General features: G+C 41.1%; 12 protein-coding genes. 7 read left to right on the plus strand and 5 right to left on the minus strand.

Annotated elements, in window-relative coordinates:
* Positions 1-11: 11 nt before the first annotated feature.
* Positions 12-959 carry a hypothetical protein gene (locus RE471_RS07090; RefSeq protein WP_309214127.1) on the minus strand — a complete coding sequence of 316 codons (948 nt, stop codon included), beginning with the start codon at positions 957-959 and terminating at the stop codon, positions 12-14.
* Positions 960-1102: 143 nt separating this feature from the next.
* On the opposite strand from RE471_RS07090, the gene RE471_RS07095 reads away from it, so the two are divergent.
* The 5 genes from RE471_RS07095 (at position 1103) to RE471_RS07115 (ending at position 5345) form a co-directional block, all read left to right on the plus strand.
* A complete protein-coding gene (locus RE471_RS07095; RefSeq protein ID WP_309214128.1) occupies positions 1103-1630 on the plus strand; it encodes a hypothetical protein in 528 nt (175 codons plus the stop codon).
* Positions 1627-2034 carry a nucleotide-binding domain containing protein gene (locus tag RE471_RS07100; protein WP_309214129.1) on the plus strand — a complete coding sequence of 136 codons (408 nt, stop codon included), beginning with the start codon at positions 1627-1629 and terminating at the stop codon, positions 2032-2034. The genes RE471_RS07095 and RE471_RS07100 overlap by 4 nt, the downstream gene beginning before the upstream one ends.
* A gap of 38 nt (positions 2035-2072) precedes the next feature.
* Complete coding sequence (gene pdxA / locus RE471_RS07105; protein ID WP_309214130.1) at positions 2073-3038, plus strand: 4-hydroxythreonine-4-phosphate dehydrogenase PdxA; 966 nt, start codon at positions 2073-2075, stop codon at positions 3036-3038.
* 147 nt (positions 3039-3185) lie between these two features.
* Positions 3186-4658: an MFS transporter gene (locus RE471_RS07110; protein ID WP_309214131.1), complete on the plus strand. Its 1473-nt coding sequence runs from the start codon at positions 3186-3188 to the stop codon at positions 4656-4658.
* A gap of 69 nt (positions 4659-4727) precedes the next feature.
* The gene (locus RE471_RS07115) at positions 4728-5345 is read left to right on the plus strand and encodes an HAD family phosphatase (protein ID WP_309214132.1); all 618 of its coding nucleotides are present in this window, start codon (positions 4728-4730) and stop codon (positions 5343-5345) included.
* Here the strand turns inward: RE471_RS07115 and RE471_RS07120 are convergent, their stop codons facing one another.
* Genes RE471_RS07120 through RE471_RS07130 form a run of 3 tightly spaced genes read right to left on the minus strand, consistent with a single transcriptional unit; the run spans position 5346 to position 9243 of the window.
* Complete coding sequence (locus tag RE471_RS07120) at positions 5346-7301, minus strand: M13 family metallopeptidase (RefSeq protein ID WP_309214133.1); 1956 nt, start codon at positions 7299-7301, stop codon at positions 5346-5348.
* Between the two features lie 19 nt (positions 7302-7320).
* Positions 7321-8835 (minus strand): glycerol kinase GlpK, encoded by a 1515-nt coding sequence (locus RE471_RS07125; RefSeq protein ID WP_309215751.1) that lies wholly within the window; start codon positions 8833-8835, stop codon positions 7321-7323.
* Positions 8836-8865: 30 nt separating this feature from the next.
* Positions 8866-9243: a cupin domain-containing protein gene (locus RE471_RS07130; protein ID WP_309214134.1), complete on the minus strand. Its 378-nt coding sequence runs from the start codon at positions 9241-9243 to the stop codon at positions 8866-8868.
* Positions 9244-9351: 108 nt separating this feature from the next.
* On the opposite strand from RE471_RS07130, the gene RE471_RS07135 reads away from it, so the two are divergent.
* Positions 9352-9840 (plus strand): transferase, encoded by a 489-nt coding sequence (locus RE471_RS07135; RefSeq protein WP_309214135.1) that lies wholly within the window; start codon positions 9352-9354, stop codon positions 9838-9840.
* Between the two features lie 4 nt (positions 9841-9844).
* On the opposite strand, the gene RE471_RS07140 is transcribed toward RE471_RS07135, so the two are convergent.
* A complete protein-coding gene (locus RE471_RS07140; RefSeq protein ID WP_309214136.1) occupies positions 9845-11200 on the minus strand; it encodes a dihydrolipoyl dehydrogenase in 1356 nt (451 codons plus the stop codon).
* Between the two features lie 158 nt (positions 11201-11358).
* On the opposite strand from RE471_RS07140, the gene RE471_RS07145 reads away from it, so the two are divergent.
* Positions 11359-12708, plus strand: coding sequence for a hypothetical protein (locus RE471_RS07145; RefSeq protein WP_309214137.1), 1350 nt, complete (start codon positions 11359-11361; stop codon positions 12706-12708).
* The last annotated feature ends 3 nt before the right edge of the window (positions 12709-12711 follow it).

Here is a 12711-nt window from a genome sequence, read left to right on the forward strand (position 1 = left end):
AAATCCTAACATTACAGGTTACCATACATATCAGCATCAAAGTCAGCACAAACACTCAGGTCGATAATATTCTTTCCGTATATCTCCCTGCTGCAGGAAAACATAATCTGTAGATACTCATTGAGCCTGTATGTTGATATTGCGGATGAGGAGTAAAGCTTTCCATTTTCATATTTGATGATAATGTTAGCTCTGTAAATTCCGCGTTTATTTGCCCTATCCTTGATCAAGTTAAGAAGTTCATTTGTGCTTTCTGTCCGGTATATCATATCCTTCTTAGAAAGGCACTTTAAATTATTTCTTTCCTCCAGTTCATGTTGGGAGAATATTAATACACGGAAATTACTTTTATCATATGGATTTTCAACAACTTCAGCAAGCGCATCGCCCTGCATAAGAATTTCAGTAGGATAATCAATTTTATGTGCACCGATTGGCAGAGAATACTGTATTATTGACAGCGGAGACCTTTTATTTTTTTTATCCATAAGAAAGATAACATCCTCACTCTTTGTGAGTGCTATATCGTCTATAAAGTATGGAATTTGAAGATATCTGTTTAGGACAAGGGATGTATCTTTCTTATAAAGGCTATTGAATCTGATCCTGAGAATCATTTTCCCATCTTCTATGGTTATTTCACTGAACTGCAAACTTGGAACATCCCATAATTCCTTAATCAAATCCAATATTCTTTTATTTATTATCGGTGTGGATATTAAATAATAGGTATCGGTCTCAACAGGGCTGTACGATTCTATTAATTCAATCGCGTGCTTGTTCAGCAGAGCTTTTGTAATGAATGCTTCAAAATAGTATTTTCCATTGTCACTGTCTTTTTTGATGAAAAGACTGATTACAATTTTATGAAGTCTTGACCACCTAAAAATATCAGATGTATCATTTATCAACATTTTCAACTTCATATCAAATCTGCATCCGATATCTTTGATTCGCATTGAAATATAATTATAATTACCTATATATAATTATTCTATAACTAAGAATATTTTTTATGTTTGTATTTATTATAATTATATTTTGAGCAACCGTGTGACGATATTAAGAAAAATATTATTATGATCTTTTTGATTTTACGTGTGTGAAATTCATAATTATTTCAGATGACCTCAGCGGGGCAGCGGGTATGGCATCCATGCTGGGCATAAATATACCGGTAGTACCATTCCATAAAATAGAAGTTATACATGGATTTACTAATAGAATCCTGTCGGTTGATCTGGAAACCAGGAATTCACAGGATCCTATGAACAGGTTGGTATTCATGAATAAAAATTTTCCAGAGTATAGAATCCTAACTAGAATAGACACAATGCTCCGTGGGAGTACATCCCAGTTTATCCAATTCATGTCCCACTATTCTAATCTTGCCATTACAGACACAATCCCGGAATATGGCAGGTATACCTTAACTGGGTTTACCTGTTATCGATGTGAAAGAAAAGATATAAATCAGGCAATTCCTGAATTAGCAAAAAATAAAGTGGCCATACTGGATTCTGCAACCTATGATGACCTGAATAGAATATCCAGAAAATGCATATATGAAAATATGACCCCTGTGGATCCCGGCCCACTGATTTCAATTTATTTGAGGATGATATCATGATTTCCATAGTGGTTGGCAGCATGACAGAAATAACTGAGAAACAGATAGCGCATCTACATAAAACACTTCAAAATGATGGAAAAGCTTCAAGTAATAATGTGGCTCTATATTATCTCAGGGATGAACACTTCAGCAGAATAAGGGATAAAGAATTCTTAAGGGAACTCTCAATTTCAAATACCTTAATAATGAGCGGAGGCGAAACAGCATATTCCCTGCTGGATGCATCCGGATTCGATTATCTCATAAGCGGGGGTCAGATAATGCCACTGATTTCAACAGGCAAGGTAAGTGGTGGATTATTTAATGGATTGCATTATATTATCAAGGGTGGCAGCATCGGAGAAATTAACATTTATGAAAAAATGATTGAATTCGCCATGGAAAATTTTGGGACTGGATAAAACTCCTAATTATTTATACCAGATAAAAATTACAGAACATGCTCAACATAGGGATTACTCTGGGTGACCCTGCAGGCATAGGGCCGGAGATTGTTGCAAAGTCAGTTAATTCAATTAAAAACAGGAATTTCAAGATAACATTATTCGGGGACCGGGAAAATTTCCAGGAAATCCTGAAGCAGTGCATGCTTACTATGGATGGCATCAAGAACATTGACTTTATAAATACAGGGACTGGCGATAGGATAGAACAGGGAAGGGTAACAGCACAAGCTGGAAAGATAGCATATAACAGCATAAGAAGCGCAGTAGAATTCGCCATGGCAGGAAGAATAGATGCATTGGCAACAGCACCGATTAACAAGGAGGCAATCATAAAGGCAGGATCAGAATACATAGACCATACATCCATGCTTAAGGGACTCACAAATTCCAGATTCATTACTACCCTGTTCGAGGTAAAAAGGCTCAGGATTACATTTCTGTCAAAGCATGTATCCCTGCTGGATGCAGTTAAATTTGTAAAAAGGTATAATGTTTACAGCGCAATAGCTGACACATATAAGAGCATGAGACTGCTGGGGTTCCCTGATCCGGAGATTGCAGTTGCGGCACTGAATCCCCATGCGGGGGAGTCGGGAATGTTCGGACGTGAGGAGATTGATGAAATAATCCCTGCAGTGGAAAAAGCTAAGGAAACCATGAAGGTATATGGACCGGTACCGGCTGATTCGGTATTTTACCAGGCGTCCTCCGGCAAATACGATGTGGTTCTGTCACTTTACCATGACCAGGGACATATAGCTGCAAAAACCTATGATTTTAAAAACACAGTTAGCATGAACATAGGGCTTCCATTCCTGAGAACCTCTGTGGACCATGGAACAGCCTTTGACATAGCAGGGCAGAATAAGGCTGATTATGTTAGTATGAAGGCCGCAATCATGACAGCAGCCAGATATGCCCCTGGCTACAGAAAGAGATTCAAAACATTGAAATTTTAGGACTTTTATTAATTTCCCTGCTATATTCAACATATAATATACTTTACGAGTAAATTGTTATCTATGATAACTATTAAATACTCAACTATAATTATGATATGAAAATTGCGAATCATGTATTATAGCAATTGAATAAAGGGTAATAAAATGGAAGAACAGCAGGTAGATAAAAAATATGCCAGATTCGTTCTGGCTCTGTTTGCAATGATTATAGTTGCAGTTATGTACGTTGAGGGCATGCTAACACCATCCCTTCCCTCAATTGCAGAGGGTTTCCATATAACGGTAGACCAGGTAAGCCTGGTGCTTTCTACCTATCTTCTCACAGGGGTTGCCTTAAGCCCTGTGGTTGGAAAACTGGCAGATTTATATGGAAAGAAGAAAATGATGTCAATAGTGATGCTGTTATATGCGGGCGCAGTTTCAGTAACCGGATTTTCTCCGAATTTCACATTCATGGTTGTATCCAGGGCAGTCCAGGGCATAGGGCTCACAATAATGCCCCTTGGCATGGCCATGGTCAGGGAGGAATTCCCCAGAAATATGGTACCTAAGGCACAGGCTCTTATAAGCGGAATGTTCGGTGTGGGATTTGCAGTAAGCCTGCCACTGGGATCATTCATATCTGATTACTATGGCTGGAGAATGACATATCATACTGCCATACCATTTATAGTGGCCCTGGCAATTCTTACAATATGGAAGGTTAGGGAATCAAAATACAGGAGGCCGGATGTAAAGGTAGATTATGTAGGTGCAGCGGCACTGGGAATCCCCCTTGCCCTGATCGTGCTGGCAATGTCAGAGGGGTCCTCATGGGGCTGGCACTCCGTACTGTTTCTGTCAGTGCTGGTGGTTGGCATAATACTCCTAATCCCCATGTTCATTTATGAAAGGCATTACTACCAGAAAGGTGGAGAGGCAATATTTGATATGAAGCTCCTTTCAAAAAGGAATGTATTGATTGCAAATATAGCATTAACTGTTTCCGGACTGGGTATGTACCTCTCCATGCAGGCCCTCTCATATAAATTTGAAACTCCGACACCATATGGTTTTGGCTTCAGCATACTGGAAACAGGGATATCCATGGTTGCCTTTGCGGCTGGAATGATTATATTTTCCATAGTAACGGGGAAGCTGATTTCCAGGACGGGAATCAAGCCACTTGCCATAGCCGGATCCTTCGTAACAGCGATTGGATTTTTCCTGCTATCAACCTCCCCGGGCCTTGCCATGACCCTTATTGATGAGGTTATCATAGGCAGCGGGATGGCAATAATGAATGCATCCATAATTAACCTGCTGGTACTCTCGGTAGAGGCACGTGATATGGGGCTTGCCACATCCATGAACAGCACATTCAGGTACATAGGAAGCAGCATAGGCGCACCCATAGCAGGAACTGTCCTGTCACTTTACACGGTTGTGGATATAGTTCACACTGCAGCTGGAAACGTGATTTTCTCATTCCCGGATTATACCGCATTCAGGTATGCCTTTATTATAGGTGGGTTGACATTCATTATAGCCGCATTTATCGTGATCCTGTCAAATGAGGTACTCGGAAGGAGAACAGTAGAGATACCGGCGAAAAAAACCACGGCAGCAGAAAATTAAATTATTTATTTTTTAGGTTCTAAACATTATTTATCATAAAATTAATTATAATGATGTTACTTTTAAATGATGAAATCTACTGCAAAGGGGATAATTTTTGATCTTGATGGAACAATATGGGATTCAATGCCATACCGGATAAAGGCCTGGGAGATGGCATTCAGGGACTATGGAATTGACAGCGATCCAGAGGTGATCAGGCTCATGATAGGATACCCGGGATCAATGCTTATAAAGAAGATGAATGCCCGTGATCCCAGTATTGAAATGGCAGAAGAGAGGTATTTTTCAGGGATGTTTTCTGATGTAAAATTTTTCCCGGATGTGGCAGACACTTTCAAGGAACTGAGAAATTTAGGTTTTAAAATCGCCATAGTTACCTCATCCAGAAGGGCAATGGCCGAAAGGCTGGATATACAGGTTGATGCCCTGGTTACAATGGATGATGTGGCAAATGGCAAACCGGACCCTGAGGGATACAGAAAGGCCATGGCTGTAATGGGAACATCGCCTGGAAGCACTGTTGTGGTTGGAGATATAGACAATGACCTGATTCCGGCAAAGGCACTGGGATCGGTTGCAGTGCTTGTAACACATGGCATAAAAAAAGAATCAAAGAATATGGATTATGAAATACAGAATATTGGTGATTTAATAGGCCTTCTGAAAAAAATTAAGATGGCCTGATTACCACATTATAATTTTTTCCCTGCCTGTTTTTTCGCGGTTAAATGTTTTGCAAAATTCAGGGTGATTCCATGGTGGAATCTGGGACCTGACAGAACCTGGAGAATGTGGATCTATGGTAGCCAGCCTTCTTGCCTCATTGTCCCTTATCTGCGTTCTCCAGACCTGCCCCCATGATATGAAGAACCTCTGCTGCGGGGAAAGCCCGTCTATGTCCTTATTTTTCTCCGGTTCGGCCTTCAGCCTCTTCTGGAGGGCATCATACGCTATGAGCACAGCACCAAGGTCTGCAATATTTTCACCCAGTGTTAACTTTCCATTTACATTAAGCCCTGGCAGAATTTCCTGGGAGCTGTAGAGGTCCACAACCTTCTGTGCCAGGTCATCAAACCTTTTCCTGTCCTCCTCGCTCCACCAGTTTACCATATTGCCATTTTCATCGAAGTGGCTTCCCTGGTCATCATATCCATGTGTTATTTCATGGGCTATGACCCCACCGATTCCACCATAATTCACGGCATCATCCATCTCAGGGTCAAAAAATGGCGGCTGCATGATTCCGGCCGGAAATACTATTTCGTTCCCCGTGGGATTGAAATATGCATTTACAGTTGGAGGGGTCATAAACCACTCTGTCTTATCCACAGGCTTGCCTATTCTCTGCATCTGCCTGTTGGTTTCATAGTACCCTGACCTCAGAACATTTCCAAGATAATCATCCGGCTTTATCTCAACAGAAGAGTAATCCTTGAAGTGCTCAGGATATCCGATTTTGGCATTGAACTTTGAGAATTTCAGCAGTGCCCGCTTTCTGGTTTCCTCACCCATCCATGGTACTTTTTCAAGCCTTTCCCGGAATGTTGCCTTTATATCGTTTACCAGCACAGTAATCTTTTCAACTGCCTCCCTTCCGAAATATTTCTCCACGTAAACCTTGCCAAGGTAGTCACCGATTGAGGAATCAATTACGCTTACCACTGTTTTCCATCTTGGTGTTATCTTCTCCTGGCCCAGCAGGGTTTTCCTGAAGAAATTAAAGTTCTCCTTTACCACATCATCATGGAGGAAGGGTGCCGATCCGGTCAGGATCTTCCATTTTAAATATTCAACTATGTTTTCCAGGCTTTCTGACTTTAATAGATGATTTGTTTTTTCAAAAAATTCAGGTGCATCAATTATTGCATATTCAGGTGCACTGAATCCGGTTTTGCCGAAAAATGCGCTGAACCCCATTTCAGGGTATTTGCTGTAAAGTTCTTCCATTTTAAAAGGATTATATGCCTTTTCAACATCCCTTAAATCAGTCTTGCTCCTGCTGAATTTTGCCATCTCTGTCTCAAGCCTTACAACAGTTTTGGCAGATTCCCGGGCCCTCTCTTTACTGTAACCGTACAGTGTAAACATGGTTTCTATATGTTTGGCATAGGCCTCCAGGATAGGCTTCATGGAATCATTGAGGTAATAGTCCCTATCCGGCAGGGTTAGGCCTCCCTGTGAGATATACAGCGAGTAAATATCTGCATTTTTTGCATCCTCCGCACTGCCAATATCAAAGGGAACCTGCACACCGTTTATGGAAAGATCCGATATCAGGGCTGGCAGATCATCCCTTGACCGGATTTCCAGTTTCTTCATAAAACCCTCTATGGGCTGGAATTTTAATTCTTCGATCCTGCCTGTGTCCATTGCAGACCTGTAAAAGTCCCCAAGCATCTTTTCCTCCGGGCTTCCAGGTTCTTTTTCAGAATCTTCCAGTATTTTCCGGAGTATGTACATATTCTTCTCATAAAGCATGTCAAAAGCCCCATATCTTGACCTGTCCTCTGGTATTGGTGTTTTTTCCAGCCATTTGCCGTTGCAGTAACGGTAAAAATCTGATGTAGGGTCCCTGGTATCATCCATGTAATCCTTTGAAAAACCTATATACCTGTTTAAAATTTCTTCCGGGCTATCCATCTTTGCCTATGCCCGAATTTTATATAATATTTTGCTGTTTCTGATTAGAATCCACCCATTTAAGTGATCGTGTTACGGCCTCCCTCCATAGCGGGTACCTCTCCAGTGCATTGTTTTTTCCATCCTCGGGGATGTATTCCTTCTCAATTCTTGCCATTACCTGTATATCATCTATTTCCCAGATTCCTGCTGCAATCCCTGCTATATATGCAGCCCCAGCTGCAGTAATTTCAGGTGAGCCTGTTTTCATTATTTTTATGCCGGAAAGGTCTGCCTGGAGCTGCATAAGAAAATTGCTTATGGACAGCCCGCCATCTACCCTTGCCGCCCTTATCTGGGATGCTTTTTCCATCTCCCTTAAAACGTCCTCGGTCTGGAACGCAACGGATTCGTATGCCATTCTGGCGAAATCCCTTCTTCCTGAAGATCCACTGAGACCTATTATAAGTCCCCTGGCATCAGGGTCCCAGTAAGGAGAACCCATTCCAGAAAATGCAGGAACCATAAAGGAATTCTGTGGCCTGGCTGTTTCCGCCATTTCCTCAAATCTTGCAAATGACCTTACATGCAGGAGATTCTTTACCCAGTCAATGGCAAACCCTGCACTGAATACGCTTCCCTCCAGCGCATAATTTACCTTCCTGCCATGGAGTCCGAACGCGACTGTGTTGATCAGGGCCCCTGATTTCGGGATATCAGTGCCTGTGTTGAGCATTGCAAAGGATCCTGTTCCGTAGGTTATTTTAGCCATTCCACTGGATGTTGAGGAATGCCCAAAGAGCGCAGATTGCTGGTCTCCTATAATTGAATATACAGGTATTTCTTTATTCCTGCCTATGGAAATGCTGCCGAATTCATTCAAGGATGGAAATACATCCGGAAGCAAAACATCAGGGATTCCGAATATGGACAGCAGGCCCGAATCCCATTCCAGTTTCCTTATATCGAAAAGCATGGTACGTGATGCATTTGTGTAATCAGTATAGCATGGATGTGAACCATCAAGATTAAAAAGTATCCAGGAATCAACAGTACCAAAAACAAGGTCTCCATTCATAGCCCTTTCTCTTGCACCCTCCACATTGTCCAGTATCCATTTGATTTTTCCGGCACTGAAATAGGGGTCGAGCCTGAGCCCTGTTTTTTTGCTGATATCCGGGCTATAATCTGAAAGCGCCTTCATAATGGCTTCAGTTCTCCTGTCCTGCCATACAATTGCATTGTATACAGGTATGCCTGTCTTTCTGTCCCATATAATGGTAGTCTCACGCTGGTTGGTTATTCCGGCACACTGTATCTCCCATGGGGGCATTCCTGCACTTTTCAGCGCCTTTGATATGGATGTCTTTACAGCAGAAAGTATATAATATGGATCCTGCTCAACCCATCCCTCCCGTGGATATTTGGATTGCATTCTCACTGTATATTTTGAGACAACATTGCCCTCTGTGTCGAATATAACTGCCTTGGAATTTGTGGTTCCTGCGTCTATTGAAAGTATGTATTTATTTACCGTATATAACCACCGGAGTATTCAAACCCATATTTATAACAATCTTAAATATCAGTCACGGTAAACAGGCGTAATGTCCATATTAGCGGTATAATTTATAACGCATATGAATTCAAGGTCTTTCTTTCCAGGATTCCTGAGCTCATGCTCGAATTTTGTATCGATGAATATAAAATCACCGGCCTGGAGCTGCATGCTTTCACCATTAACCGTGGCGTCACATTTTCCCTTCATTATGTACAGGCTTTCAAAATAATCATGATAATGCAGCTGTATGAATCCTCCGGACTTTATGACAAATCTTCTCATGGCGTATGATTTTTCCTGTTTATCTGTTATAAGCCACTGTATATATGTGTCCTTTGAATTACCGACCTTCACCTCCTGTGCAGGAACATCCTCTATATTCCCCTTATAATAACCGTTCATGGATTTGTATTAACCGGTTGTTAATAAATTATTCTTTAGTATCTTTATCATAATCGGAGATGGGAAAAATTTATCATGGTCCTCTGACTATTTTATACAGTGAATATTATGCCAGTAGTTATGATAGGTCATTCAAAAACTGTGAGGCTCCCAAAGGGCTACAGGCCCATACGGCAATCTGATGTCAACCTGGAATTTGAGTCAGGTGACAGAAAGATGAGGGATTACCATTTATCATACTTTTACGACTGGAGCCGGGGAGACAATAACATAGTTATTGTGAGGGAATCGGTCAGGGGCACTATTGACGGTGTGGTTATGTTCAGGCTTGTTCCAAATATCGAGCATCCGAAAACTATAGTTGTGGAAATGCTTGCTAGAAATTTTGCAGCAGGAGGCAGTTCGGGGGCTGGATACGATCTCCTTGCAGTCATAGAGCATTACATAGCGTACCAGCTTGGAATAGAAAGAATAGACATAGAGGCTATCGGGGACCTTGAGGGTTATTATGAATCCCTGGGCTATTCTCCAACAGGTGAAAAATATTACGATTCATCCTGGAAGGAAATCGTGAATATGACCAAGAAATTAAAATAAAATTTCAGAAGAGCTTTCTTGCTGCAGAATCAAGTCCTTCAAAGGTCATGGGATGCTGGTGTGCCATCTCTGCAAAATCCCTTGCATTCAAGCCTTTATGTATTCCCAGTGCTATTTCATTTATAATGTCCCCGGCATCGTTTCCTATCACATATCCACCTATTATCTTTAAATTCCCGTCAAACAGCATGGTTATCTCCCCGCATGTTTCATTGCGGATCTCGGCCATGCTATCTCCAGCCATATGGTATGTAACCTTACTGTACTCAATTTTCCTTTCCCTTGCAATTTCAGGGGTTATGCCTACAAAGGACATGTTTGGAATTGAAAACAGTGTAAATGGCACAGAATCACTGTCAAAACGTTCAACCTGGGTGTCTCCTGCCATAATGTTTGCAGCCGCAACCAGGGACTGCCTTTTAGCAGCATGAAAAAGGGGTGTTAATCCATTGACATCACCTGTAGCGTATATATGCGGTATATTTGTCTGCATTGATGAATTTACCTTTATGCCCTTCCTTTCTACCTCAATCCCGCACTCCTCAGTACCCTGGGGAATCAAGGGCTCCCTTCCGGTTGCCATCATTACTGCATCAGAAACAATATAGTTTTTCTCCCCATTTTCATTGATTATTGTAGTTTTCAGTTTATCCCCGGACTTTTCTATGGATTTAACCTCGTTGTTAAGATGTATTACCATTTCAGGCAGCATTCCTGTTAGTTTTTCCACAATGCCTGCATCCATATCTGTTAAAAGGCGATCAGATCTTTCTATCATGGTGACCTTTGAACCAAGAATCGACATGAAGGATGCAGTTTCAACCCCTATATATCCACCACCTATAATGGCTATGGATTCTGGCACCGCCTTTACAGCCGGATCGATTTTGAATAGATCTGCGCTTGTAATACAGTATTCCGCACCCGGGATTTTGAGCACGTAGGTATAGGCGCCGGAACCTATAATAAGGTGCCTGAACTTCAACTTTAATTTTTCTGCTGCCGTGTCAACCTCAAGTGTGTGCCTGTCCAGTATCCTTGCAGTTCCCTTTATGATTTTTAATCCAGCATGTTCCAGTTCCTCTGCATGGATCCTGTATCGCATTTTCTGTACCTCATCCTTCCTTTTGATTATGTCCTTATAGTCCAGCTTAAAATGTGAAAATTCCTTCATTATCTTATAATTGTGTACAGTGTCAATAATGGCCTTTGATGGGACACACCCCTCGGAAAGGCAGTTTCCGGACATTATGCCTTTTTCATCAATCATAACCACACTGTATCCTGATTGCTTCAATCTGAACGCAGCCGGGTAGGCAGCCCCGCCGGCACCTATTGTGACAACATCGTATTCTTCCATTATTTTGAATACTTATATTTTATAAAAATATGTGTAATAACATTCATTAAGTCATGATAAACGGAAATCCTATGGGGAATTATATAAATATGGTCTGTACATGGTTAAATTTATTCTGATATCACATATATTTATAACCGGAATACCAATATTCTTCCATGGCCAGGGAACGTGTAGAGATTAAAAAGATAAAGGGGAAAAATTATGCCTATACAACCGTTAATCTCTGGGATAAGGTTAATAAAAAGGAAATAAAGGTTAGCAGATACCTTGGCAGGGTAAATGAAAACAATGAAATTGAAAAGAAGGTAAAGCTTCCAGAGAAATCCTATGAATACGGTGATGTTGCACTTCTGGCATCCATGAACATTGACCTGATAAATAAAATATCGGCTAATTATGGAAAGTACTGGCGTGAAATCGTAACCGCTGCAATAATAACCATTGTGGGCAGGATACCCATGGAGTATGTAAAACGCTATTACAGGAAGACCATACTGTACCATTACTGGCCTAAACTCAAACTGGAGCCTAAAAACCTTACTTCAATGCTGAGGTACATAGCCTTCAATAAAATTGCATTCGAAAAGCTTGAGGAATTCGATCAGACAACACTGATACTGCATGTTGAATTAATCATACCGGTATATGCACTTAACAGGAAAAACAGATACGACAGAGACTTTGTCACTCTGGACATAGTATTCGACCCTGTGGAGATGCGGATACTGAATTCAGAGCATTTTATAGGTTCAGAATACATGTTTTCGAGGTTCCTGAACAGGACTGAGGATGCAACCGGCTACGATGGTGTTCTTGTCCTGGAATCGACACATTATACACAGGGCAACATATCTGCATTGATGAGACAGGGAAAACTATTCATTATGGAGGTGCCCCAGAAGGAGGCAATGAAAATCATAGACAGATATGGTTTATCAGGAAGGCTCTCCCTCCAGAGGGGTTTTAATTCGCTTTTGAACAGGTACATATACAGTGCAACCGAGGATGATGGCAAACTCCATTATTATATAATGGATGATGCAGATCACGGAGAACTTGAATATATAAAGCCAGAAAGTGAGACACTTATTGTGGCAGTTTCCAATATGAACCTGCATCAGAATCTTATATACCAGGCAGTAAACATAAGGCGTTTCATGTATTCATCCATTTCCAGTTCAAAATACAGGCTGGATTCTGACCGGAATTTACTTCCTGGAAGGCTTGAGCTGGATGGGTATATTTTATTCAACATGATTACAATGAAACTTTACCTCTCGCTATTCAGGAATACAAGCATACCGGGGCCGGGGCGGCACAGGCTTGTGGATTCACTGATGATAGAACTTTCAACAATAAATATGTACCTCCTTAAGGGTGAACTGTACATGCCAAAAATAAGCAAATCAATAATGGATCATTTAAAAATAGTAGGTGGTGGGCTGGAAACCCAGATTCTGTCAAAGGATCTGTTTAAAAATCTAGGGAATAATTTAAAAAAATAATAT

This window comes from Ferroplasma sp. (assembly GCF_031200575.1).
In the GTDB taxonomy this organism is placed as follows: domain Archaea; phylum Thermoplasmatota; class Thermoplasmata; order Thermoplasmatales; family Thermoplasmataceae; genus Ferroplasma.